The sequence below is a fragment of the Xylella fastidiosa genome (assembly GCF_011801475.1).
Lineage (GTDB): Bacteria > Pseudomonadota > Gammaproteobacteria > Xanthomonadales > Xanthomonadaceae > Xylella > Xylella fastidiosa.
The window spans coordinates 1417093-1440192 of record NZ_CP044352.1 but is presented as its reverse complement, the minus strand read 5'-3'; the positions used below and the strand labels follow the sequence as shown (position 1 = coordinate 1440192).

Genomic DNA, 23100 nt, shown 5'->3' with positions numbered 1-23100 from the left:
ATTTTCGATCCCAAGAATAACAAATAATGAGAGTTTGAAATTTTTATGTGAATTGAAAAAATAGCTGATGACAAAAATTTCAGAACGCAATATCAAAGTTGCACGCAAGAATGTCTGTAAAAATATTCAGCGTTTGAACAAGAAACTAAGCAATAAAATTAAAAATGAAAAAGCCGCATTACATGATATTGTTGCTAGAACTCATAGCACGCCGATATAAAAACTCTTAACACTCTATAAGTTATAGCGATCCCATCTTCACGGCAATCCGCCCTTTTGCGGCATGTCGCTACGACTTCGTCCAGACAACATTGAGCACCTCATGACAAGCCCCCATAGTGTGATAATCGGTCTTGCCAGCCGGACTCTTCTCATCGTTGTACTTGCGATTGTCACCATCAAGGAGGCGGTACCAAGCACCGTAGCGATGATCAACCATGTGCTGCCAAGCATACGCCCACAACCTGTCGTACCACTGCCAATAACGCTCGTCACCGCTACGTGTAGCCAGCAACGCAGCAGCAGCTAACGACTCAGCCTGCACCCAAAAATACTTATCGTCATCGCAGATCGTACCGTCTGGAGCAAACCCATAGCATAAGCCTCCACGTACAGCATCCCACGAACGCGCTACGGCAACATCGAATAAGGAACGCGCAACCGGAACCAACCATTCAACCTCAATATAACGATCCAAAATCAACAACAACTTAGCCCATTCGGTCTGGTGTCCTGGCTGGAAGCCCCAGGGTCGGAATAAATGCTTGGGATTGTCACGGTTATAATCCCAATCGACTTCCCAGCGCATATCGTAATGCTCCCACACCAAGCCATCTGCTTTAGCGGCCTGACGACGGGTGATACGATCAGCGAGCACTAGCGCACGCTCCAAATAACGCTGCTCACCGCTGGCCTCATAGGCCGCCAACATCGCCTCGCACATATGCATGTTGGCATTCTGTCCGCGATAGCGCGTGAAATTCCACTGCGCATCGGCCTCATCCTTGTACAGGCCATACTCAGCATCCCAAAAATGCCGTTCCAGCAAGCACCACGTTTCATCCATCCATTCCCGCGCCTGCTTAATCCCCACTTTCAGCCCGCATGAATACGCCAACATCACGAACGCTAGCCCGTAGCAATGATTGGTATCATCTTCAACACGATCATCACAAAGCGTCCAAGCATAACCACCAGTGGCTGGATTGCGATGCACATCGCGCACATAACTCAAACCATGATGAACGGCATCTAGATACTCTGCGGTGCCAAATTGCAGATAAGCCATCGCGTAATTGAAAACGAAACGCGTACTACTGACCAAATGGCGATGAGTAGCATTGTAGATACTGCCATCGTCGCGGAAATAGTGGAAAAAACCACCCGCCGAATCGATACAGCGAGGATGATAAAACGCCATGGTGTCGCTGATATGTGTACGCAGGAAATCCGCTGAACGGAAATCCGGAACAGGAGTTGCAGGTAATGGAGTCATGATTGCTCTTGAATCAAAGAAAGAACCTCAGAAAGCATCGGCATAGCAGTGAAAGCCCCTTGACGCGTCACGGCAAGCGCACCCACTGCAGCAGCAAAACGCAACGTACTCACAATCGACTCGGGATCATGGCAAAAATCAATCAGCGCGGCGGCATCATCAAACTGCTGTGCAAACGTGTACAACATGCCTCCAACGAAAGCATCACCCGCTGCATTACTGTCTTGTACCTGGACACGGAATGTCGGTACTTCCCCCCCGCGGTACGCGTGTACCAATGTACCGGACCAGCGGCATCAGTAACCAACAGCAACTGCGCCCTGCCCTGCCATAATTGCTGAATCACCGCATTCGCATCTGCAGCGAGCGTATTGGCTAAATAATCCAATTCTTCACTAGATAGTTTGACCACATCAGCTAAAGACAAACCTTTCCACAACCGCGATGCCGGATTTTCTCCATTCGGCCATAACATCGGACGAAAATTCAGGTCAAAACTGACGATTGCACCAGCGGCCTGCGCACGTCGCATCCCTTCAAAAGTCACTTCGGCAATGTCTGCATCCGTCATACTATTGGAACACGCATGGAATATCAGTGCATCGGAAAAACTCGCATCTTGAAAATGCTCAACACGAAATAACAAGTCAGCCGCTGGCGGCCTGTAGAAACTGAAACTACGTTCACCATGTGCATCCAGCGCCACAAAAGCCAATGCTGTTTTTGCCGTACTAGTACGCACAATGCCATCAGTCACCACACCCGCCTCGGCAAAACTGTCGAACAGAAAATCACCGAACATGTCACTACCAAGCATGCCAACAAACTGCACCGCACCACCTAACCTGGCGACCGCCACCGCGACGTTGGCCGGTGCACCTCCAGCACATTGCAGAAACGCACGTGGCATTCCCTTCTTTACCAGAGGCTGCGCCAACATATCGATCAATGCTTCACCAAAACAAAGAATCGTTTTCTTTTTAGACAGATCAATAGACAGTGCAACGCTCACGACAGACGCTCAGTCAGTACACCGCGGATACACGAACCCCATATTCCATAGAACACAATGTAGAGATAACAAAACAGCGGCAGCAAGAACGACACCTGCAAACCGACATGATCGGCTAACACACCCTGTAAATACGGCACCACCGCACCACCAACGATCGCCATAATCATTAGACTCGAAGCACGTCCGGTCAGTGGCCCAAGACGCTCAATACCCAAAGTGAAAATGGTTGGAAACATGATCGAATTAAATAGACCAATGGCAACCAACGCATAGACCGCTGTTATGCCACTCGTCGCCACACTAACACCAAGTATCCCCGCATTAATCAGCGCGAAAAACGCCAACAACCTACGCGGCTGGAACAACGTCAGCAACCCAGAACCAGCGAAACGGCCCACCATCGCCAATGTCCAGTAAATGCTGACGTAGTGCGTCGCCTGCTGCTCACTAAAACCACCAATGTGTGGCATTGAGAAGTAACTGACCATCAAACTACCAATGGCTACTTCCGCACCGACATAACAAAAGATCGCCAATACACTAAATATCACATGCGGATGACGTAATGCGTCACTGAGAGTGTAATGATGCCCCCGAACATTTTGTTCTGTAGATTCCTTTAAGTGAGGCAGCCGAAAAAGAAACACTATTGCAGCCAACACTACCAGGACCAAAGTCAGCACAAGATAAGGCCCTTGTACCGATTGCGCTTCTTGAACCCGGTAGGCCAATTGCTCCGCCGCAGACAACGTCTGCAACTCATCGGCACTCTTCACCGTACCAGACAGAATAAACCAGCCGCCGATCAAAGGTGCAATTGCAGTGCCTAACGAATTAAACCCCTGAGCCAATGTCAGCCGTGCAGAAGCATTACGCTCGGCACCTAGCAAAGAAACAAATGGATTCGCAGCAACCTGCAACACAGTGATACTAGTGGCCAATATAAACAACGCGCCAAGGAATGACCCATACACACGCATTTCTGCTGCCGGCCAGAAACAGAATGTACCGATTGCAGCAATCAACAAACCAGCAACAATACCTTTCTTATATCCCAGCCGCGCCACCACGTACTCAGCAGGCAATGACATCAAGAAATAAGCACCAAAGAACGTGAACTGCACTAACATCGCTTGCGAAAAATTAAGCTCAAAAACCGCCTTCAAATGTGGGATCAAAATATCATTGAGACATGTCAAAAATCCCCACATAAAAAAAATCGTGGTAGCTACCGCCATTGCAACATTGTTACTGACAGTTTTATTAGAAGTCATTGAATAAAAGTGAACCAGGAAGAAAAGGATAGGAAGCGCTCATGCGTCACAAACACAGTGGACACACTGCATAGCAAAAATCGACAACGATCGGCAACTGGCATCCACATTGCTTTGCACAACATTCAGCGCAGACACGACAAGACAGCGGAACACCACGACCAGCACAACACCTGCCACATCGCATGATCTCCTGTAATAAACATGACTGACATTGAACACATAACACAGTCTGGAAGATGGACGACACATCATAGCCCCGAGGCCACAACCAGAAAAAATCAAACACCCCACCTAAGACACAACCTCACTACCGTCACTATGACCATTCAATCAAGCCAATAGCTCATCTGATTTATATAAGGCAACTCATCCTTTCCACCATTCACGATAGAAAGAATCGGATCGTCTCCTCTGAAATATCGACGCAACCCCATGTCTAGCGCTCACTCGTAGATCACTTATTCCATGCCGTACATGAGAGAGAAAAGACATCATTAAAAATGATGTACTCCTGCCTACTTCTAAACAACACTACTGACAACATCCGTTTCTGGCAGCAATCACAATATACACATCACGTGTATCAAGAAGACACCGCAAAATACGCTGCCATGCCAACAAACACTACCACGTAATCTCATCATCCCCGCAAGAACAATACACCGCCCAGCACCGTAGACAAATGCATCTCAAAAGTAACTTATCCTTACGAGAAGCAGTACAACATCTCAAAGTGCATTAATCACTTCACTAAAATCTCGCAAAGCTGGCAAATCAGTATGCCGGACATACAACGTGAGAAACTGAGCACTGCCGCACCGCATCAAATCCCCCCCCCCAAACATCATTAAACGTAATACTTACCAGAACAAGTCGTCAGGCACTTGGTATTTCGGATCCACAGAGCAATCTCCCTGTTCCAACGCATTCGGATCGACTTTCAACGCAATCGCAGGTGCGAACACCATCTCAACCTGCGCCAACAGCTCCGCTGTCACCAGCAAATAGCGACCTTTCAGTTGAACCACCCCCAACTCACCCGCATTAAGCGCCTTAAGTTGATCGGCAGTCACGTAAATACGCTTGATCTTGCCTCCATAAGGAAAATAACGGGCAATATCCGCATCAGGTTGATTAAGGACCTTATCCTTGATCAACGCTTCGAACCTCGCCTTGGCCTCCCAGCGTTGACGTGTGGCCTCCTGCTTCAAGCGTTCGCTCTCGATTTGCTCCGCCTTCTCACGCTGCGCTCGAATCGCGTAAGCCTTGGCTAAATCAATATCCTCCTGAGAATGCAGTAGACGCCGCTTCGGTCTCTCACCAGAACCTGACTTATTGCTGGAACTTGGTTGTGGATGCGCACCATACGCGCCCACCGACTTGCCTAACTTCGCAGGCACAGCACGTCCCTTTCCTCCGGGAGTGGATTTACTTTCTGGCTTAGGAGATGGCTTGAAACCCAAACCCACCAACTGGTCTCGGAAACTATTGGTCATAGCGGCAAAAAGAAGGGAATGTAAGGAAAACGGACGATGAAATAATCAATAGTGCGGAGGTGGTTCGTCGATCGGATGCTCATACAGTGTATTGCGTACCTTGCCCAACTCCTCAAGCAAATGACGCATCAACTCAGCATTACGTGCCCCGATCAACCGAGTTTCTGCCAAGGCTTCGCTTATTTCAGTCAACGCTTGTTCTTGGAAAGAAACACGCATCTCCAATTCAATTAGGCGGGCTTCAAACGCACAATCACACAGTGTCAGTAGCTTTTCATGCATGCAACGAACGGCCCCGCCCGATCCCATAGTAGGCCAACCCTGCTTCTTCGATTTCCTGCGGATCATAAAGATTACGACCATCAAAGATCACAGCGTCTTTCAAAGCGTCTCGAATAACAAAAAAATCCGGGCTGCGAAACTGCTTCCACTCAGTCACTACAATCAAAGCATCAGCACATTGCAAAGCCGCATACGCGGTCTCACAAAACACCAGATCATCACGTTCACCGAATATCCTGCGCGCCTCCTGCATGGACTCGGGATCATAAGCACGCACTTGAGCACCTGCCTTCCACAATTGCACTAACAATCGGCAACTGGGAGCCTCGCGCATATCATCGGTATTAGGCTTGAATGCCAATCCCCACACTGCAAATGTTTTCCCAGCCAACATCGTGCTCTCACCACTACATCCATAGTGACGCAGCATGAGTTCAAACAGATGTCCCTTCTGTGCATGATTAACATCTTCCACCGCGTTAAGCAGCTTCGGATCCACACCATATTGCTGTGCAGTACGTGCCAACGCCTTGACGTCCTTGGGAAAACACGAACCACCATAGCCAACACCAGGATAGATAAAGTGCCAACCGATGCGTGGGTCAGAACCGATACCTTTACGCACATATTCAATGTCAGCACCCACATGCTCAGCAATGTTGGCAACTTCGTTCATAAAACTGATCTTAGTGGCCAACATTGCATTAGCCGCATATTTTGTCAGTTCGGCCGAACGCACATCCATCTCAACAATACGGTCATGATTACGGTTAAAAGGCGCATACAGACGACGCATGCGAACCACTGCATCCCGACTTCTGGCACCGATCACAATACGATCCGGACGCATACAGTCAGCAACTGCATCACCCTCCTTCAGAAACTCTGGGTTAGAAACCACCTCAAACTTGAAGTCCACGCCACGCACATCCATCTCATGCTGGATGGCAGCACGCACCTGATCGGCAGTCCCCACTGGCACTGTGGACTTATTGACCACAATCGTCGGCCTATCAATGCACTGACCGATGGTACGTGCCACCGCTAACACATACTGCAAGTCCGCAGCACCATCTTCATCCGGAGGCGTACCGACAGCGATAAAAGTAATTTCACCATGAGCAATGGCCGCAACCGAATCCGTCGTAAAACGCAATCGTCCGGTGGCATGGTTGGCCTTGACCATCGGTTCCAACCCAGGTTCATAAATAGGAATAACCCCACAATTGAGACCATCAACTTTTTCTTGGTTGATATCAACACAAAGCACCTCATGTCCGACTTCAGCCAGGCAAGTTCCTGTAACGAGACCGACATAACCAGTACCGAAAATCGCAACACGCATGATGACTCCTTAAAACGGGGGGGGATTAAGGGAGGATACTGAGCAGCTCCACGTCAAAGGTCAACGTTGCATCAGGACCAATCGGACCACCCGGAGTCCCCTGCTGCCCGTAAGCAAGATCAGCAGGAATCCAAAAACGGTACTTAGAACCGACAGGCATCAACGACAGCCCCTCAGACCACCCTTTAATCACCTGACCAAGACCAAACTCGGCCGGCTGACCACGCTGATAAGAGCTATCAAACACTTGACCGCTGAGCAGCTTGCCCTCGTAGTTGACACGCACATTATTACTTGGGGTCGGACGTGAGCCGCTTCCCTGCCGCAACACCATGTACTGAAGACCTGAAGCGGTGGTGACCACGCCCTTCTCGTTCTTGTTCTTAGAGAGAAAAGCACTGCCCTCATCACGATTTTTTCCTGCAACCACAGCATTTTTAGAGGCCACAAATGCTTGCATCCTTGTGGTCATTTCTTGTTCATCCATCAACGGTGTGCGCTTTGCGAATCTGGTACGCAGTGCCTGTAGAAGCACAGGAAGATCAATATCATCCTTGATCGCCAGCAGCGACGGGCCGACCATATAGCTCCCAAGCATGAGACCAATGTTCTCTTTGGATACAGCAGGCGGCGCAGTCCCCGAAGCTTCCTGTTGCCCGGAACGAGCTGCCAACATGGCACGCAGCGCAGTATCGGTTGTCTGAGCAACTTCCTCAGAGATCAAAGGCGGCCCACCCTTGAAGACATTTTCGATCGCACGCTGTAGTGCAGCAACATCAATGTCTTGAGCAATCAGCTCGAACACATGCGATCGCGCAATGTCCAAACCAATGGCATAACTGACTTTCTCTTTTTCGGTGCTCAACACCGTTTTCTCTTGATTATTCACAACGGAAACCGATTGTTTGGACATAGCGGGTAAGGAGGCAGACATTGCTGCGACCAGTAGCGACACGACAGCATGGCGCATTTGTATCTTCATTCAGTGCGATTCCTGGAAAAATAAAATCATGGGTCAGCTGCCACTGCGGCATTCCTGACATTGTCTCATGAACTTTATTGGACATAACTTTGTTGGACATAACGTTAGACATAACAATGAGCTGAAGGGTTAAGAACAACAGGTGACGGTAACAGGGGTTCGACGTTGAGTGAAGCTATTGAGTCACACAACACGTCTGTGCAGATCATCAAAATCACCGCAGATCATGCGCTCGCCGAACCGCTTCAAACTGTGAATTCGGGTTGCAATGCAACAACACTGATAGTCACCACTGATTGCCCAATGCAATAAGTGCATAACAATCCCAATGGGTCGTCTCTGCATACAAACAATTCTGGAAAAGAAAACATTGTAATGAGCGCATCCCTCTCCATCCGTGACCGGCCCCGTTTGCCACCATCAGCAGAAAACCATGCCTGCCCCTTATCTCATCAGAGACTCCACTCACTTCGAGATTGGAGTGCGATGTTACCCGCTAAGCAATTCGTCATCCGCTACTTCACGGTATTTTTTGTCTGCCAACTTCAAGATATTCAAGCGTATTCCAGCACACACCTTCACTCAGCAACGTGTCTTCCCAATGGGAGCAACAACGACTGCCGCAGGGATACAAGCCGTTGCTGCACGTGTGCCCAATCAGTGCACTACCTGCACCGACTTTGCCAACTCACGCTTGATCGCTTCCAACAGAATTGGATCATCAGGCCGCGTACGGCTATCAAACTGAGCCACAACATGGCCATCACGCGCAATGAGGTACTTGTGAAAGTTCCAGCCCGGTGCCACACCCGTCGTCTGCGTCAAGCGCTGATACAGTGGCGTGACCTCATTGCCTTTGACGTGAACCTTCTGAAACATTGGAAACTTAACCCCATACGTCAGCGTGCAGAATTCCTGAATTTGCTGCTCATCACCTGGTTCTTGCCCCTTAAAGTCGTTGGATGGAAAACCAAGTACAGCAAAACCAAGTGGCGACAATTTCTGGTGCAATGCCTCTAATCCTTCGTATTGCGGGGTAAAACCACATTTACTGGCGGTATTGACCACCAACAGCACCTTGCCACCATAAAGGCGCTGCAAATTGACAGTCTCTTTACCGGCCAACGGACGGTAATCCAAATCCAGCAAACTCCCCACATCGGCCAGTACACCACTAGAAACAAAAGCCAAAGCCAAAGCCAAAACGGGAAACCTCAACACATTGAGCATGTTCATCTATTCTCCCTAGGAGCAGGCACCATCAATCAGGTCACTGTATCGCCATCGCTTGCGCATCACAGGTCATTGCCTGCATATCGTGCGAAATTTTTTACCTACATCACAAATCACCTGTAACCTGGTGTATAAAAGGCGCAATGCAATGCAATGCAACTCATTCACTGTATTGTTCAGGCTGTCTTTTGTCATACATCGCCTGACCTCTACGGTCATCAGCTTAAACAGAACATCCTCTCAAATCATCGGGATAAACCATTGGTTACGATGCTTCAAAATGGAATAAAGGAAGCTAAGCACCCATGCCAAGCGCGAACCAGCGAAGCACATCAACGTGAATCCCTTATTTCACTATTTCATCCATCACACAGCCTCTGCCTTCACAACGTTGACTCATTCCCACTCTCCAATGGAGCGGGAATGCCCACATCCAACAACAAAAGACAACAGGCTTCCATCCCCATGATGTTGCACGCACTAGCCGTACTGAGTGATCCCCTGGCGTCAGTACGCTAAGTCGCTGAAACATACCGACTCAACCCCATCACCTTGTTATGTATGCGCCAAACACTCTCTGATGGCAATCTGGTGAAAATACGGCCTGGACTGAGCAGCTGATGACTCAAAAAACAGCACTCACACGACACAACAGCGATCACGGCCACTTCCTTAAAAAAACATACGCTGCATTGATAGAACCTATGCAATACATGCAACTGCCTCTGGAATATCTACCAGCCGCAAGGAACCGAACGCTATGAACACCACAGAACACGATCCGATGATCCTCGCCAAGGGATTGCTTAAGACCTATAAAAATACCGTTGCTCTGGCTGGTCTGTCGTTTCGCTTTGGACCTGGTCGCATCGTTGGCTTGATTGGCCCTAATGGCGCCGGTAAAACCACAGCACTCAAAGCAATCCTGGGCCTGACCAGCTACCAAGGTCAGTTGCAAGTGCTCGGCATGGACCCGTACCGGCAACGCAACGCACTGATGAACGATGTCTGCTTCATCGCCGATGTGGCGCTCCTGCCACGCTGGCTACGGGTCAATGAGGCGATTGATTTCGTCTCTGGGGTACATCCACGCTTTGACCGTACTAAGTGCGAAGGTTTCTTAGAACGCACTCAACTACCCCGCGGAGCACGGGTGCGCGAGCTATCCAAGGGAATGATTGTGCAATTGCATCTGGCGCTGGTAATGGCCATTGACGCACGCCTGCTGGTCCTGGACGAACCAACCTTGGGCCTGGACATTCTTTACCGCAAACAATTCTACAGGCACCTGCAGGAATACTACTTTGACGAACAAAGAACCATCCTGATCACCACCCACCAGATCGAAGAGATCGAACAGATCCTCACCGATGTGATGTTTATCCGCGACGGCCACATCGTGCTCAATACAGACGTACAAAACTTAGCCAAGCGCTACACCGAGGTGTTAGTGGATACCGACAAACTCGACAGCGCACGCGCACTCGGACCCATCGACGAACATAAGCGGCCATCAAGTCACACCGTCATGTTGTTTGATGGCATCCCCAAAGATCAGCTAACACCCCTCGGCACCACCAGTACACCAAGCTTGGCAGACTTGTTTGTGGCGGTCATGAACGGAACCTACGCATGAACACTCTTATCCTGCCTAAATTAAAAACCTTCCTATGGCTGCTCAAGCGCGAATATTGGGAACATCGCGGCAGCTTTTTCTGGGCCCCAGTCATCACTGGGGCGATCGCCGTGTTTTTCGGGATTCTCGGTACAGTGATCGGGGTGACTCGTTCAATTAATAACGGCACAAATGGAAGCATTTATACGGGGGATGCCGAGTACTTCCTTGGCCCCGCGGGCGATATCTTAATACTGAGCAGCATCTTTTTAATCAGCGTGGTGCTCACCTTCTCCGTGCTGTTCTACGCATTGAGCAGCCTGCACAACGATCGCCATGACCGCACCATCCTGTTTTGGAAATCGCTGCCAATCTCTGATATCCAAACGGTGCTTTCTAAGGTCACATGGGCACTGCTGCCAGGGCCACTGATCGCCGTGACCGTTGGGATGGTTACCGGGCTGACCCTACTTCTGGTGGCAAGCATCGGCTTACTGATCGCAGCGCAACCGTACCCATGGGCAATGATCACGCACTCGCATCCATTTCAGATTGTGTCGTTGATGCTGGACGCCATTCCGAAACAGCTACTGTGGTCACTACCGACAATAGGTTGGCTGATGTTCTGCTCAGCCTGGGTCAAAACAAAACCGTTCTTGTGGGCATTACTGCTACCGATACTCAGCTGCATGATGATCACCATCTTAGGAGCCATGCCGGGTGTCAGCCTGCCTCTGTTTGATATCTGGCACATGGTCGTCTACCGAGGCCTACTAAGCATCATTCCCTTCAGCTGGCTTACACTGAAAGTGAGTGAAGCAAATATGTACAGTAATTATCTCAAGGAATACGAAGATAACTTCATTAACCCTATGCTGCAACAAAGCCAAAGGGTTCAGATTTACCACACCTCCGACCTCTGGATCGGCGTATGCGTCGGTATCGCCTTCATCATCGCCGCTATCTATCTACGCCACCGCAGTAACGAACTCTGACTTTTTCTAAGTTCATAACATCCGCATCGCAATAAGCCATTGCCCCCAAGTGGCTACGTGACCTCGACCACATGCAAGAAATGAAACGGCGCCAGGATGGCATGCCCTGACCACTCCTGCTAAAGAGAGCGTGTCCAGCATCGAATGCTATGGAAAAGGTAAAAAGCCTCAGCGACAGAAACCACCAACACAACTCACCCACCAATCTACAATGACGTTCTTTTATCTAACAACAAACCTACTTCTAACAACACACCTATGAACAAGATCATCGCGCTGCTCCTGATACTGACAATGCTTGCCCTATCGGCATGTAACCAGAGCCAGTCAACCAGCTCACGCGCCGAACGCTCCAAGCCACGCCTGGAAGTCACCAGCCAGGTGGTCATGCTACGCCGTGCTCCCGCCGCCAACGCGCTCATCATGCCAGACGGAACACTGAAAATTGATGACGTTGACTTACCACAATCCCCCGCCACACGCGTCAAACTGCAAAAACTTTTTGGACAGCTACAAATGCTACGTCAGCACGCGTTGGGGATCATGTCATCACACACTCCCCCAGACACCAACACCAAGCCGAACGCACTGACTCTGCAGAGCACACCGAAAATTGACGCACTGAAGACAGAACTACTGCACGATATCCCAGCGCTGCAACCCTATAAGGAAAGTTTCAGCAACCTAAAAGCATCGCCACGCTGAGCATCAGCACAGCAAAAGCAACCACAAAAAACGGACCTTCACCGCCACATATCGTGGGGCAATGCCACTCACCAACGCCTATGATTCAGTGCGTGCATCCAGATCAAAAATACAATTGCCCGCCACCCACCAGCCACGATGCAACATCCTCATAATCAATGTTCTTTAATAAACAATAATCAATCAAAACGACTAAACACGCCATGACGCGCAGTCCAGCGGGCAGGTTGTGGTGTTCTCCAAAGCGATCAATGGACACAGTGTGGCCATGCCTGCCTGCCGATTCGGCTGTTGCCGCGTGAGCATGATCTGCCTCTGCTGTTACAGCAATGTCATGCACATGAAACCCTGCGGCCTGCATGCTGATGTTATGGGCATGCTTGCCGTTTGCATCGGTGGTGAATCTGTGTAGATGCCCGCCAGTGACATTGGTCGTGACTTTGCCTTGATTTTGCTCATAAAAACCCATGTCTCTTCCAGAGGCATAGATCGCTCTGAAAGAACCCAAGATATGCGCGTGGTCACCGTCCCAAGAGGTGCTGCCTGTATGCTGGTGCAATCCTTGTTCGTCGCTCCATGCCTGGTGTAGATGATTGCCCGCCGCTGCTGCGCTGGCAGGGTGTGTATGGCGGCCTGCGGGATGGACTGTGACAGGATGGAGATGCCTACCGCCCTCCTCGGCCGTCGCGGTGTGCGCATGGGAGATCACCTGCCCGCTGGTGAAGGTGCCGACCAAGGCAGGGTCGGCGGTGTGAACGCCGACGGTGCCTTCAAGAAAATTGGGAATGTTGAAGGTGCTGACACCATCACCGGCACCATAACTGGTGTTGATTTCCTCAAACAGGCGTGGGTACATGGCACGCGATACAGCGCGGCCATCACACAACAGGGTGCCGGGTAAGGCGCGTTTGCCTGCGGTGTAGACAATCTGTCCAGGCTCGTACCTGGAGAGTGCCGTCCAGCGGTTGGGTTCATTCTGTAGCGGTGTATCGGTGTTGTTGTCAGCCGTGGACAGATACAGCCCGTAACGGCTTGCGTGATCCGGGCGGTATCGGACGATCACCCCACGCATGTATGAAAATGGCGTGCCGTTATTCTGTTCGGCGGTGATGAATTCAGGGCTGCCGTATTCCTGGTAGCCTTTAAGCACCGTGGTGATGGCGTGCAGCACGGCATTCATGACAGTGCGTTCTACGGGTTTAGCCGTCGGCTCCTTGGTTAAATCTTTTTGATAGTCCGGCCCCCATCCTTGGGTGTAGCTCACAAAGCCGTGACTGTCTTTGGCTTCGGGCACGTGGATCCTGTCCCCTTGCTGGGCAAAGGGGGTACGGAAGTAGTGTTCTGTCATGGGTTATCGCTCGGGTGGGTCGCCAAAGGTGCCGTGTGTGTAGTTACGGTTGCTGCGCTCGTATCCGAAGGGCAGATGCGTCACAAGGTTGTAGCGAACCCGCACGCCTGCTGGACGAGGCAAAATGTCCAGCACGGTGATGGCATGGCCGATGACGTCTGAAATCATTGCAGTACTGACAAACACGGTATAGCTCATGTCGTAGTGGTCCAGCACTGCGGCGCTGCCGGGAAAGATGAAGTCCAGGACTTCCTCCATATTGGGCGCGGTGCCGGTCATGTGATTTTTGGCAATGCGGCACTTGATGAGAAAGCGGTAGGCTGCATCGTCCAAGCTCAGATCGTGCCGTACGGGGGTGCGTTCACTGGATAAAATACGGGATTGACCGACATGCTGGCCGATGAGGTCAAGGTGTGTTCCGGTGGCGCGTTCGATATCCAATGTCTGGCGCAGATCGGCTAAGCCGTTCCAGGTGGTGCCGAAGGTATCGCTGATCAATGCAGCGGTGGCGGTGGCCTTGGGTTGGCCCTTGTACTGCCAGATCAACAGGTCCGCGTAGCTCATCGCACGATGACCTGGAGATCATTCATTGCAAAGCGCGCCATGCTTCTCACGTCGATAGGAATATTCTGCTCAGACAACGCTTGGCCTGCTTGACCGATCATCAGCGATGTCACCCAAAAGCCTGGGACACTATTAATTTGGGTATACAGTCGGCTGCGGTGGACGTGCTCGCCAATCAGAAAGGAGCGCTCGGCCAATGCCTGTTTGATCGCATGGGTATCAATACCGGACGTGCTGCTATCGCGCTCTACTTCGATGCGGGCGGCGCAACGGACCGGTCAAAATAGATCTCTCTAGGTTGGCCGTGTTTGTTTTTAATCTCTACCCGTACCTCACCACGCATGTTTGTCCCGAGTGTTTTATGGTGATAGATCACTTCAGCAATGGCCTCATCCCGGCCCCCCTCCACAATGACGTTAATGCCGTGGGCGGGGACTCCCGCAGCATCCACGGTATCGGTGAAGTTTTCTAAGCAGACGACGTGGCGCACGTCGGGCAGCCCCCAGAGCGTGGCCTGGATGCTGTCAGCATTGTTGGTGGATGTCTTGGCACGGCTTTTAAAGAAGCGGGCGCGCAGCGCCGCATCGGACTCTTCTTCTGTCCCTGCTTCGGCGTCCTCGGTCGTGAGGGCCGAGTCCCAGCCCAGGGCCACGGTTTCAATGGTCAGGGCGGTGTGTGCCGGGACGTCAAAACGGCCTAAGGTATCGCTGCGAAAGTCTGCATATGCGTGGCCAGTGGCATCCAGGCGCACGGGTGACACGAGCTGCCAGCGGCAGCGATTGGGATCTGAAACAACATACCCTGCCGGGATCAAGGCATCGGGTGTGCCGGTCAAAGTGACATTGCGTAAGTAGCTGTAGCTGGCTCGCCTGCGGGTGAGGCCCGCATAGGCCACGCGTTGTTCTAGCCATGCGCCACTGGCGTAATCCGGGTCCAGTTGCCGGTGGATGTCCGTGCCCAGTTCTTCCAGATCGGCTTTGATCTGTGCAATCAGGCCAATCAACTGGCCATCGGGGCTGTCTGGATCAACGTTGATATCGTTGCCGTAAATCCAGCGGAAGCCTTCTTGCAAGCGGGCAATGATCGTATCCAGCCGCTCGGCTTCGTATCCGCTGGTGGTGACTTTTCCCATGGTTTACTCAATCGCCAAGGTGGCGGGTGTGGTCGTTCATTGGATATCTTTTCTTGATCAAAAAGGCATCTCCGAAATGATCAACACGAATTAGATCGCCTTAAAAGAAAGTGCTTTACTCATGCGCTTTACCGCTAGGGCTATTCGGCTTATTTGAGTCGGTCAGCCAGTCGTGTCATGAGATCCATGCGCTCATGAAAAATAGCCACAATCAGCGCAGGCGCTCCCTCGCGGGGTAAACAGAAAACGTAATGATGTTCGCACCGGCCCATCCGTAGTGCCGGAAACAGTACGCTCATGTTCCTGAAAACACCGCGGCCAGCAGCGAGACTGGCCATGTCCTGTTCCAGCGTGGCGATATAGCGGCGCATCTGCGCATCGCCCCATTGTTTGCGCGTGTAGCGGATGATACTGCGCAGATCAGTTTCTGCCGCAGCAGTGAGAATGTAGCCGGTCAAGCCCGACCCTAGGTTAGTTCTTCATTGAGAATTTCATTGATGCTTTTGGTGGACACTTTCCCCGCCAGCCCTTCACTGATGCGCGTTCCAACCAGGGTTTTCAGATCCTGCCATGCCTGATCGGCATCAGTATCGCTTGGGAATAGGCGTTCCAACGCATACTGCTCGACTGTCTTTCCCTGTAAGGCGGCGAGTGCCTTCAAGCTTTGGTGCTGCTGGTCCGTGATGTCAATGGTCAGACAACTCATGGGGTCACCTCCGTAGCGCACCAGTGGGCAAGCTGAAACTGTGCTTGCACCATTATAGCGGAGCAACAATTGAATGAATGACAAAATACCAATTGACATCCTGCCCGCATGAACGGTGGTGCTTGTTGTGCACACGGTCATACGGTGGTGCTAACGGTCATCGCCTGCTGGTCCACATCCAGCAAGGTGACCTGGATGGTTAAGGTGCGGGTGTCAGCCTCCAAGGCCATTGAGAAGGCGGTGAGGCGGCGCACCCCTTCGGTGCTGAGGATGGTTCGCTTGACCTCCTGCTCCAGGTGTACCAGGTCGGCAGGCCGCTCCATCAGCTCCAGCCACGGCAGGCCGTGGTCCAGATCCAGGAACCAGTTGCCACGCAAGGAGCGCAGCCGTGTTTTTACGCGCTGTGCCAGGCAATCGCTGGCGGCAGCATAGTTGCCGCGCCCGTTGCCGAAGGTCCAATCCCCTTGGCTGTCCAAGCGCCGCACTCTCATTGGGCCGGGCCTGTCTGTCCTGGGCCGTTCTCCACGTTGTCGTGGGTGTGTGTCTCCAGGCCGATGCGGTTTGATACGACGTCGCCATGACCACGCAGTCCCTGGGTGAATTCCACGGGAAGATCAAGAACCAGTTTGCTGCCGCGCAGCGTGATCACGCCTTGGGTATCCAGTTTGAATGAGGCGCGGCCATCCAGGGTGCGCAGTACCACGCCGTCCATTTCAAACCTCGGAATGACATTGGGTAAGGAAGCAATTCCCACGCAGGCAACGGCATCAGACAGGTCATGCAGGCGATAGTCCACAGGCTCGGACGCACGGCCAGACTGGAACCAGGCATCCATGCAGCGATCTTGGAAGATGAGTTCGCATTCATCCCCAGCAGCCACGGGGAAGGTGATCACAAAGCCGCCGCCCCGCGGGAAGGATACCGGCACATCCTGGAGTACCGGTAAGGGCTGAAGGGAGCCATCGTTCCTCTTCTGCTGGATCAACGGCTGTACGGTCGCCGTTTGGGTGACTGGGTTAAAGCGGACGATCTGCCCAGGCAAGGCCACACGCAGGCGCTGGGCCAGCGCTTCGGTACTGCGTTGCAGTACGGCACTGAGGGAGGCGTTATTCCAGTCATCCAGACTCATACAGACGGCCTCACGTTCTGAAAATCACCGCCCACACAGGTCACCGTACTGAACCAGGCTTCGGCCATGACATCGCCCATGTCTTGCAGTGAGGTGATTTTGTAGTCGCCGTTGTAGATAGGGATGATCGAGTCCACGCGCACCAGGCCGCCGATGCGCAAGGCCGGATTGAGCAAGGTGGTGATTTTTAATCCATCATCGGTCACTTCGGGGGAGCCAATCATGCCGCTGCTTTGAGACAGCAGCACGGCGTCACCGGCCAGGACGGTATCGGCAGGCAGTAACATCAGTGCGCCATCCTGGATGGACCAGTCCGCACCATGATTGTTGGCCATTGCATCCAGCAGGTCGCGGGTATTGCCCGACAGGACTTTGCCGCGGGTCAAGCCACGTTGTCCCTGCATCTGGATAGGTCCCAGCCGGGTAGACGGCATGGAGGTACTCAGTGCCCGCAGTACCTGGGCATCGGTCGCCCCTGCGGCCAACGATAAGCAAACATGCCCATGGCGGTAGTCGTGATCGCCATCGCCGCATTCCAGTTCAATGATGTAATCGGTTCCATCGCGTCTCACAGAAGGCTTGATGATGTCACCGACAAATAACAGGCGCAGGTCGGCATAACCGGCGAGTAGCCGGACCCTGTTGTACTGTCGGCTGGTGAGCAAGCTCAGGTGATCGCGGTTGAGATTCCAGACGGTGATCTTGGCGGGGTTGGGGGTGGAGTCGCTGGTTTTACGGATGTCAAAGGCGATGCGCAGGGTGTCGATGGCAATCCCATCGTGGCTGGACCCCAGCTCCAGGCGATACTGGCGGCCAAACTGTTTCATGGGCGGACCTGCTCTTTTAATCCAACAAACAGCAAGCAGCGTTCGCCCAGGTCATCGTGGCGCATCGGGTCCATCTCTAAACCGCTTTCATCTGTCAGCCAAAAGAAGTAATCCACAGGACGCCGCCACAGCAGGGGGACGCCCACCACCAGGGGGACGCCTTGCGCCACGGGCTGATCTAGGGTCGCGGTGTACAGGTCCATCGACCAGCAACACGGGACCGGATTCCATCGCAGGATCAAGCGTAGGGACTCGGCACCTACGCGAAACGACTGGGTCTGATACGCGCTGCTATCCACGGGAATCTGCCACATCAGAACAGTCCAGACATCTGACGCAGTAAGGAGCGGTTCTTCTCGGTGTCCACCGGCTTAGGGTGGGTCTGGCCGCTGTGGCGTTGCGCCGCGCCTTGGGAGGCGCTCCTGCCGCGTTTGGGGGCGGGCAATGAGACACCAGAAATCGATGTTGTCTTGACGATGAACAGTTCTCGCACTGTCAGCACGCATTCAATCGAACCATCCTGGGTTTGTCTGGACGCAATGGAGAGAATCAACATGTCTTGATACGTCTGGACGCCGGTGTGTACCTCCAGGGTCTGTCCGCTGCGTTGTAGATTCCGTAGGGCGGTGTACACCTGGGCAATGCGGCCTGTGGTGGCAGAATCATCACGGGGGGTGATGGGCTGGTAATCCGGCAGCCAATCGGCCAGAGGGCGCACGGCGTGCTGGCCGTCGCTCTGGGGTGCAGTGGCTTGGCTGATCACCGAGGGCAGCTCACGTTGGGCCACACGCAGCGCCTGAGCGGTGAAGGGCAGCAGGTCCGTGGGGAATGGGACGCGATCGGTCAGGAAATTCAATGGCTCGGCCCTGTGTTCCTCTGCGGCAGGGGCTGGGCTGCGCTGGGGGTGGTAGTCCACCACAATGCCAGCAATGGTGACGGTCTGCGGCATCAGAACGGCGTGATCGCCAATCATCGCGCCAGACTCTATCGGGTTTTCAGTGATGCGCAGCTCGGCTTGGTGCGTTTCTTCAAGCACTGCATCCAGGGTGATGGTGCCGATGTGGCGGTGGGTCAGGGTGATCATGAGGGGGTGGAAAAATATCAATGGTGATTTATATCCATACGGATATAATGCAGTTCCATGAAGGTACTCCGATTCCTTGGTGACTCACTGATGTGCTTGCGGCAGTTCCCAGAGGACGCATGCAGCGATGCAGGCTACCAACTGGACAAGATACAGCGTGGTGAGCAGCCTAAAGACTTCAAACCGATGCCTTCCATTGGTAAAGGTGTTGAAGAGTTACGAATCTGGGATGACTCTGGTACTTATCGTGTTGTCTACACTGCAAGATTGGCTGATGCCGTTTATGTCTTACATGCTTTTCAAAAGAAGACGCAAGCCACAAGCAAACGCGATGTAGAACTTGCTAAGAGGCGATACACCGAACTTACAAAAGGTGCCAAATGACTAAGATAGAAACTTTTAACAGCGTATGGGATGCCTTAGCAGATACACCAGAACAGGCTGCAAATCTTCGTGCCAGGGCTGAACTCATGCGGCAAATCGCGGCAGTCATTGAAGCAAACGACTGGAATCAATCACAAGCTGCAACACACTGCGGTGTGACCCAACCACGTATCAACGACTTATTACGTGGTCGTATCTCGCGGTTCTCATTAGATGCTTTAGTCAACATCGCCACTGCCATCGGACGGCGCGTTCATGTGAAATTAGAAGCGGCATAAAAATCAAAAACAGAACGTGTTGGTCACCGGGGTGAGATTTACCGATAGGCTGGGCGGATCAAAACGCCACAGCACTACCGGTATTGCGCAGCGCCATCTGGTGGTGTCTGTTGATGTCGGCGGCGGCTTGGCGACCGGCCAGGATCGGGTCGGCGGTATGGATATCGATCTTTACTTCCTGTTGGGAATGCACGTTGGGCTGAGAACGGGCGGGCGTGGCGGCCTGAGCAGCGGCGTGGCGCGCTGTCGTCTGGGCGGCCTGCACCTGTGCATTGACGCGCTGGGCCACGTCTTGGGTGTCACGACCGGCCTGCTTCAGTGTTGGAGCAATCGCTCGGAAAAAGCCTTTGATCCGCTCGGCCCCCTGGGCGATACGCCCGACGGTACGGTCCCACAGCGTCATGAGGGTGTCGAAGGCGCTGGTCAGGGCGGCGCTGATACGGCTGCCCATGGCGCTGAACACGGCCCGCAAGCGGTTTACGGCACTATCGGCGCTGGCGATGCTGTGGCTAAAGGCCAGCGCACAGGCGTCCTTGACGCTGGCCCAGGTGGTCTTGGCGGCGGCGGCAGCCTCTTGCAGCGTGTGTTGGATGGACCCAACCGCGGCATGGGTGGTGCGGGTGCACCAGTCCCAAGCGGTGCCCACCGCCTGCTTGATCTTGTCAAAGTGGGTATAGATCGCATAGGCCAACAGGGCCACGCTTGCAATCACTACTCCAATGGGGTTGGACAAAAACGCGGCCCGCAACGCCAGCGCGGCAACCTGGAGCGCTTTCACCAACGGCCCCGCCAGCCACAGCGCCAGGGTGCGGCCTGCACCCAAAAGGCGGCCAATATGACTCACCACGTGACCGATGGCCAGTCCCGCTAAGAGGACGCCAAGGGCGTTGAGTGCGGGCGTAAGGTGTTCAATCACGGCCTTGGCGCGCTTGGCGTAGGCAATCAGTGGACCCCAGAAGGCACCGAGCAAGGACTCTCCGCCGTCCAGGTAGGTTATGAAGTCATCGACCAAGGCCACGAGGGCCACGATCCCCGCAATCAGCCAGGTGAGTGGGTTCAGTGCAAAGGCCCGGGCCAGCACCGCGCCCACGGCCAGCAGCGCCGCTTTCCAACCAATGGTTTGGTTCACCGCGCTGTTCACGGCACGGATGACGTTCCATACGGCGGTGCCCGCTGCAATGAGGATCTTGACGACTTTGCCGATGCCATCACGCAGTTGCTCTTTATTGGCAATCAACCAGTGTTTGGAGTGCTCAATCAGCCGGGTGAAGGCCGGTGCCACCCCAATGGCGATGTTGGTCCGTAACGCCCCCAGCACCACGCGCAGGCGTTCCATCGCATCGCCATACTCTAGCGCGGTATCGGCACCATCCGCGGTGATGACGCCTAGATCGTGTGCCTCTTGGAAGACGCTGTTTAACGCCTCACGACTCAGGCGCAGGGTTTGCAGCATCGTGGCATCCATGCCCAGGTTGGCCAGGATGGACTGCTGCTGTGGTGCCGACAAGCCACGGATTTTTTCTTGCACATCGCCCAGCATGTCGCCAACGGATTTAACGGAGCCATCGGCCTGTCGGGCCTGCAAGCCCAGCTTTTGGAACAGCATGGCCCCGCGCCCCACTCCATTGGCGGCTTCGCCTATTTTTTGGGACAAGGATTCAATAGAACGGGTCGAGGCCTCCACAGAGGAGCCATTCAAACGCGCCGCATAGCCCAGCTCCTGGAGCAAGGACAGGCTGGCTCCGGTGCGCTGGCTGGCGCTGGCTGGCGCTGTTGAGGGCATTGAGTTCGCTTAAGGCGCTGCCGACAAAGCGATTCATTCCCGCCAGCGCCCCGCCCATGGCGGCGGCGGCCACCGTCACGAGGCCCGTAACGCGGGTCAGGCCGGTGCTAAAGGTGTTGAAGCCTGAGGTGTCAGCGACCGCGCCAAGGCGGATCAGGAATTCGTCGAGAATCATCGCAGGGGGTTAGTGCGTCATGCTGGAGGGCATCCCATTCCACCATCGCGGTGTGGAAGCTACATAAGTCACTGAGGCAGTACACGGTGCGCAGTTGGTCAAGATCGCAATAGCCGCGCATGATCGGTGCCCAGACAAACCAGTCGGTTACGGTTGCTCGGCGTTTGGCATGGGATTCAGCTCCTGAAAGGCCGCCATGCCGCCAGCGAAAAAATCGCTGTATTGATACTTGACTCCTTCCATCAAGACGCGCAGCAGATGGGTGCGGCGGGTGTTGAAGTGCTCATTGAGCCGATCTGGGCTGAGCCGGTAGGTGGTGCCCTCGGGGGTCTTGATCGCGGTCTGTTCAAACACCAGGGCTTCTATCTCGGTCACCGCAGGGTCGCCCAGATGGCTCAGCAGCGTCCCCAGGGCAACGGAGGCGGCGCCTTGGGCGTTGGCCAGGGCGTCGGCATCCATCCCCCGCAGTAGCACCCCGGCGCGTTTGAGTGATTGCCAGGCCGCCATCGCATTGGCCGGGGTCATGACGTAGGTGATGCCATCTATTTCAAAACGATGTTCATTGTTCATGCGTTGCCAAAGCCTTTTTCTAGGGTGATGTCCATCACTTCAAACACCAGTGTCCAGGTTTCTGGATTGTGTCCGGCGCCCCGGGTAAATCCTGGGGGGTGGTGAAATACCCTTGGGTGGCTGTCACCACGTCCTGATTCAACAGGTCACGGATATCCAGGGTGAAGGGGGTGAAGGACTGGATCGCGCCGCGTTGCTGCGCCAGTCGCCTGCTCAAAAAGGCGTTGTCGGCGCTGTGCTGTTTGATTTTCAAGGTTAAGGTGCCGGAACGATCGGCGTTGGCGACAAACACGCCCGTGCCGCTGGCCCCGATGGTGTAGGCACCGGCATCGGCATTGTGTTTGGCGTCGATGACGTCCGTGCCATCGGCCCAGTCTTTGATCTGGGTTCCATTGAGCAGCACCGACACTTGTTTGGGGTCGAAGACGGACATGGGATTCCTTTATCGGTCAAAATTGATGATGACGTCCACCGCATGGATGGCACCGGCCAGCTTCACGGCGATCTGGATGGGCGGTGCCCGGCGTGCTTGGCGATCAGAGGTCGATAAGGTGTCCACTGAATCGGCCCAGACATAAAAACCAGCCTCCAGGTAATCGCCGGTGGCCAGCGCACCGAGGGCCTGCCCGTTCCAGAGGCCAGGGGCAAAGGCGCCGTTACGGACCCGTTCTGTCATACCT

28 protein-coding genes and 1 pseudogene are annotated in these 23100 nt (G+C 53.5%); 5 read left to right on the top strand and 24 right to left on the bottom strand.

Annotated elements, in window-relative coordinates:
• Positions 1–289: 289 nt before the first annotated feature.
• The 8 genes and pseudogenes from F7G16_RS06380 to F7G16_RS06345 all read right to left on the bottom strand — a co-directional run bounded on the left by F7G16_RS06380 (position 290) and on the right by F7G16_RS06345 (position 9128).
• On the bottom strand, positions 290–1495 hold the full coding sequence (locus tag F7G16_RS06380; RefSeq protein ID WP_004087327.1) for an AGE family epimerase/isomerase: 1206 nt from the start codon (positions 1493–1495) through the stop codon (positions 290–292).
• A pseudogene (locus F7G16_RS06375) lies at positions 1492–2435 on the bottom strand (carbohydrate kinase family protein). Before F7G16_RS06375 ends, F7G16_RS06380 begins: the two are co-directional and overlap by 4 nt.
• 68 nt (positions 2436–2503) lie before the next feature.
• Positions 2504–3784, bottom strand: a complete 1281-nt coding sequence (gene fucP / locus F7G16_RS06370) for an L-fucose:H+ symporter permease (protein ID WP_038233085.1) — start codon at positions 3782–3784, stop codon at positions 2504–2506.
• 863 nt (positions 3785–4647) lie between these two features.
• A complete protein-coding gene (locus tag F7G16_RS06365; protein ID WP_004087331.1) occupies positions 4648–5283 on the bottom strand; it encodes a DUF2058 domain-containing protein in 636 nt (211 codons plus the stop codon).
• A gap of 45 nt (positions 5284–5328) precedes the next feature.
• Positions 5329–5565, bottom strand: coding sequence for a SlyX family protein (locus tag F7G16_RS06360; protein ID WP_004087333.1), 237 nt, complete (start codon positions 5563–5565; stop codon positions 5329–5331).
• Positions 5558–6910 (bottom strand): UDP-glucose dehydrogenase family protein, encoded by a 1353-nt coding sequence (locus tag F7G16_RS06355; RefSeq protein ID WP_004087335.1) that lies wholly within the window; start codon positions 6908–6910, stop codon positions 5558–5560. The genes F7G16_RS06360 and F7G16_RS06355 overlap by 8 nt, the downstream gene beginning before the upstream one ends.
• Positions 6911–6935: 25 nt before the next feature.
• Positions 6936–7892 carry an FKBP-type peptidyl-prolyl cis-trans isomerase gene (locus F7G16_RS06350; RefSeq protein WP_004084986.1) on the bottom strand — a complete coding sequence of 319 codons (957 nt, stop codon included), beginning with the start codon at positions 7890–7892 and terminating at the stop codon, positions 6936–6938.
• Positions 7893–8549: 657 nt separating this feature from the next.
• A complete protein-coding gene (locus tag F7G16_RS06345; protein ID WP_011097981.1) occupies positions 8550–9128 on the bottom strand; it encodes a glutathione peroxidase in 579 nt (192 codons plus the stop codon).
• Between the two features lie 757 nt (positions 9129–9885).
• Here F7G16_RS06345 and F7G16_RS06340 point away from each other — a divergent pair.
• The 3 genes from F7G16_RS06340 (at position 9886) to F7G16_RS06330 (ending at position 12440) form a co-directional block, all read left to right on the top strand.
• A complete protein-coding gene (locus tag F7G16_RS06340) occupies positions 9886–10761 on the top strand; it encodes an ABC transporter ATP-binding protein (protein WP_004087352.1) in 876 nt (291 codons plus the stop codon).
• A complete protein-coding gene (locus F7G16_RS06335; protein WP_004087353.1) occupies positions 10758–11735 on the top strand; it encodes a hypothetical protein in 978 nt (325 codons plus the stop codon). Before F7G16_RS06340 ends, F7G16_RS06335 begins: the two co-directional genes overlap by 4 nt.
• A gap of 258 nt (positions 11736–11993) precedes the next feature.
• Positions 11994–12440: a hypothetical protein gene (locus F7G16_RS06330; protein ID WP_004087355.1), complete on the top strand. Its 447-nt coding sequence runs from the start codon at positions 11994–11996 to the stop codon at positions 12438–12440.
• A 103-nt stretch (positions 12441–12543) separates the two neighbouring features.
• Here F7G16_RS06330 and F7G16_RS06325 read toward each other — a convergent pair whose 3' ends face one another.
• The 11 genes from F7G16_RS06325 to F7G16_RS06280 form a co-directional block, all read right to left on the bottom strand.
• On the bottom strand, positions 12544–13788 hold the full coding sequence (locus F7G16_RS06325; protein ID WP_038233088.1) for a phage tail protein: 1245 nt from the start codon (positions 13786–13788) through the stop codon (positions 12544–12546).
• Positions 13789–13791: 3 nt separating this feature from the next.
• Positions 13792–14352: a baseplate wedge 1 family protein gene (locus F7G16_RS06320; protein ID WP_014607744.1), complete on the bottom strand. Its 561-nt coding sequence runs from the start codon at positions 14350–14352 to the stop codon at positions 13792–13794.
• The gene (locus F7G16_RS12175; protein WP_236641891.1) at positions 14349–14549 is read right to left on the bottom strand and encodes a hypothetical protein; all 201 of its coding nucleotides are present in this window, start codon (positions 14547–14549) and stop codon (positions 14349–14351) included. The genes F7G16_RS06320 and F7G16_RS12175 overlap by 4 nt, the downstream gene beginning before the upstream one ends.
• Positions 14550–14599: 50 nt before the next feature.
• On the bottom strand, positions 14600–15484 hold the full coding sequence (locus F7G16_RS06315) for a baseplate J/gp47 family protein (protein ID WP_236641892.1): 885 nt from the start codon (positions 15482–15484) through the stop codon (positions 14600–14602).
• Positions 15485–15633: 149 nt separating this feature from the next.
• On the bottom strand, positions 15634–15942 hold the full coding sequence (locus F7G16_RS06310) for a type II toxin-antitoxin system RelE/ParE family toxin (RefSeq protein WP_004089386.1): 309 nt from the start codon (positions 15940–15942) through the stop codon (positions 15634–15636).
• A gap of 8 nt (positions 15943–15950) precedes the next feature.
• The gene (locus F7G16_RS06305; RefSeq protein WP_011097871.1) at positions 15951–16190 is read right to left on the bottom strand and encodes an antitoxin; all 240 of its coding nucleotides are present in this window, start codon (positions 16188–16190) and stop codon (positions 15951–15953) included.
• A gap of 137 nt (positions 16191–16327) precedes the next feature.
• A complete protein-coding gene (locus F7G16_RS06300) occupies positions 16328–16681 on the bottom strand; it encodes a contractile injection system sheath initiator (protein WP_011097872.1) in 354 nt (117 codons plus the stop codon).
• A complete protein-coding gene (locus tag F7G16_RS06295; RefSeq protein WP_004090764.1) occupies positions 16678–17319 on the bottom strand; it encodes a Gp138 family membrane-puncturing spike protein in 642 nt (213 codons plus the stop codon). Before F7G16_RS06295 ends, F7G16_RS06300 begins: the two co-directional genes overlap by 4 nt.
• Positions 17316–18146: a phage protein gene (locus F7G16_RS06290; protein ID WP_004090766.1), complete on the bottom strand. Its 831-nt coding sequence runs from the start codon at positions 18144–18146 to the stop codon at positions 17316–17318. The genes F7G16_RS06295 and F7G16_RS06290 overlap by 4 nt, the downstream gene beginning before the upstream one ends.
• Entirely contained in the window at positions 18143–18460 is a 318-nt protein-coding gene (locus F7G16_RS06285; RefSeq protein ID WP_011097873.1) for a phage baseplate plug family protein, read from the bottom strand. The genes F7G16_RS06290 and F7G16_RS06285 overlap by 4 nt, the downstream gene beginning before the upstream one ends.
• Positions 18460–19230, bottom strand: a complete 771-nt coding sequence (locus F7G16_RS06280) for a phage baseplate protein (protein ID WP_004090769.1) — start codon at positions 19228–19230, stop codon at positions 18460–18462. Before F7G16_RS06280 ends, F7G16_RS06285 begins: the two co-directional genes overlap by 1 nt.
• Before the next feature lie 57 nt (positions 19231–19287).
• Between F7G16_RS06280 and F7G16_RS06275 the strand changes: the two genes are divergently transcribed.
• Both F7G16_RS06275 and F7G16_RS06270 read left to right on the top strand, forming a co-directional pair.
• Positions 19288–19614, top strand: a complete 327-nt coding sequence (locus F7G16_RS06275; RefSeq protein ID WP_004091353.1) for a type II toxin-antitoxin system RelE/ParE family toxin — start codon at positions 19288–19290, stop codon at positions 19612–19614.
• A complete protein-coding gene (locus F7G16_RS06270; RefSeq protein WP_004091355.1) occupies positions 19611–19892 on the top strand; it encodes a helix-turn-helix domain-containing protein in 282 nt (93 codons plus the stop codon). Before F7G16_RS06275 ends, F7G16_RS06270 begins: the two co-directional genes overlap by 4 nt.
• Before the next feature lie 58 nt (positions 19893–19950).
• On the opposite strand, the gene F7G16_RS06265 is transcribed toward F7G16_RS06270, so the two are convergent.
• From F7G16_RS06265 to F7G16_RS06245, 5 genes are all read right to left on the bottom strand, one after another.
• Entirely contained in the window at positions 19951–21345 is a 1395-nt protein-coding gene (locus tag F7G16_RS06265; RefSeq protein ID WP_160176379.1) for a hypothetical protein, read from the bottom strand.
• A 205-nt stretch (positions 21346–21550) separates the two neighbouring features.
• Entirely contained in the window at positions 21551–21850 is a 300-nt protein-coding gene (locus F7G16_RS06260; protein WP_159241646.1) for a hypothetical protein, read from the bottom strand.
• 147 nt (positions 21851–21997) lie between these two features.
• Entirely contained in the window at positions 21998–22420 is a 423-nt protein-coding gene (locus tag F7G16_RS06255) for a phage tail assembly chaperone (protein ID WP_140161861.1), read from the bottom strand.
• Positions 22421–22454: 34 nt separating this feature from the next.
• Positions 22455–22853 carry a phage structural protein gene (locus tag F7G16_RS06250; RefSeq protein ID WP_234048920.1) on the bottom strand — a complete coding sequence of 133 codons (399 nt, stop codon included), beginning with the start codon at positions 22851–22853 and terminating at the stop codon, positions 22455–22457.
• Positions 22854–22862: 9 nt separating this feature from the next.
• The gene (locus F7G16_RS06245; protein ID WP_038233091.1) at positions 22863–23096 is read right to left on the bottom strand and encodes a DUF3383 family protein; all 234 of its coding nucleotides are present in this window, start codon (positions 23094–23096) and stop codon (positions 22863–22865) included.
• Positions 23097–23100: the final 4 nt, after the last annotated feature.

Coding starts and splice junctions, on each gene's coding strand:
- F7G16_RS06290 (WP_004090766.1), bottom strand. CDS start 18,146: ATGAAACAGTTTGGCCGCCAGTATCGCCTGGAGCTGGGGTCCAGCCAC.
- F7G16_RS06360 (WP_004087333.1), bottom strand. CDS start 5,565: ATGCATGAAAAGCTACTGACACTGTGTGATTGTGCGTTTGAAGCCCGC.
- F7G16_RS06275 (WP_004091353.1), top strand. CDS start 19,288: ATGAAGGTACTCCGATTCCTTGGTGACTCACTGATGTGCTTGCGGCAG.
- F7G16_RS06285 (WP_011097873.1), bottom strand. CDS start 18,460: ATGTGGCAGATTCCCGTGGATAGCAGCGCGTATCAGACCCAGTCGTTT.
- F7G16_RS06300 (WP_011097872.1), bottom strand. CDS start 16,681: ATGAGAGTGCGGCGCTTGGACAGCCAAGGGGATTGGACCTTCGGCAAC.
- F7G16_RS06250 (WP_234048920.1), bottom strand. CDS start 22,853: ATGTCCGTCTTCGACCCCAAACAAGTGTCGGTGCTGCTCAATGGAACC.
- F7G16_RS06280 (WP_004090769.1), bottom strand. CDS start 19,230: ATGATCACCCTGACCCACCGCCACATCGGCACCATCACCCTGGATGCA.
- F7G16_RS06350 (WP_004084986.1), bottom strand. CDS start 7,892: ATGAAGATACAAATGCGCCATGCTGTCGTGTCGCTACTGGTCGCAGCA.
- F7G16_RS06320 (WP_014607744.1), bottom strand. CDS start 14,352: ATGAGCTACGCGGACCTGTTGATCTGGCAGTACAAGGGCCAACCCAAG.
- F7G16_RS06355 (WP_004087335.1), bottom strand. CDS start 6,910: ATGCGTGTTGCGATTTTCGGTACTGGTTATGTCGGTCTCGTTACAGGA.
- F7G16_RS06340 (WP_004087352.1), top strand. CDS start 9,886: ATGAACACCACAGAACACGATCCGATGATCCTCGCCAAGGGATTGCTT.
- F7G16_RS06365 (WP_004087331.1), bottom strand. CDS start 5,283: ATGACCAATAGTTTCCGAGACCAGTTGGTGGGTTTGGGTTTCAAGCCA.
- F7G16_RS06295 (WP_004090764.1), bottom strand. CDS start 17,319: ATGAGTCTGGATGACTGGAATAACGCCTCCCTCAGTGCCGTACTGCAA.
- F7G16_RS06265 (WP_160176379.1), bottom strand. CDS start 21,345: ATGCTGCAAACCCTGCGCCTGAGTCGTGAGGCGTTAAACAGCGTCTTC.
- F7G16_RS06245 (WP_038233091.1), bottom strand. CDS start 23,096: ATGACAGAACGGGTCCGTAACGGCGCCTTTGCCCCTGGCCTCTGGAAC.
- F7G16_RS06330 (WP_004087355.1), top strand. CDS start 11,994: ATGAACAAGATCATCGCGCTGCTCCTGATACTGACAATGCTTGCCCTA.
- F7G16_RS06255 (WP_140161861.1), bottom strand. CDS start 22,420: ATGAACAATGAACATCGTTTTGAAATAGATGGCATCACCTACGTCATG.
- F7G16_RS06305 (WP_011097871.1), bottom strand. CDS start 16,190: ATGAGTTGTCTGACCATTGACATCACGGACCAGCAGCACCAAAGCTTG.
- F7G16_RS06345 (WP_011097981.1), bottom strand. CDS start 9,128: ATGAACATGCTCAATGTGTTGAGGTTTCCCGTTTTGGCTTTGGCTTTG.
- fucP (WP_038233085.1), bottom strand. CDS start 3,784: ATGACTTCTAATAAAACTGTCAGTAACAATGTTGCAATGGCGGTAGCT.
- F7G16_RS06260 (WP_159241646.1), bottom strand. CDS start 21,850: ATGATTCTCGACGAATTCCTGATCCGCCTTGGCGCGGTCGCTGACACC.
- F7G16_RS06335 (WP_004087353.1), top strand. CDS start 10,758: ATGAACACTCTTATCCTGCCTAAATTAAAAACCTTCCTATGGCTGCTC.
- F7G16_RS06380 (WP_004087327.1), bottom strand. CDS start 1,495: ATGACTCCATTACCTGCAACTCCTGTTCCGGATTTCCGTTCAGCGGAT.
- F7G16_RS06315 (WP_236641892.1), bottom strand. CDS start 15,484: ATGGGAAAAGTCACCACCAGCGGATACGAAGCCGAGCGGCTGGATACG.
- F7G16_RS06325 (WP_038233088.1), bottom strand. CDS start 13,788: ATGACAGAACACTACTTCCGTACCCCCTTTGCCCAGCAAGGGGACAGG.
- F7G16_RS06270 (WP_004091355.1), top strand. CDS start 19,611: ATGACTAAGATAGAAACTTTTAACAGCGTATGGGATGCCTTAGCAGAT.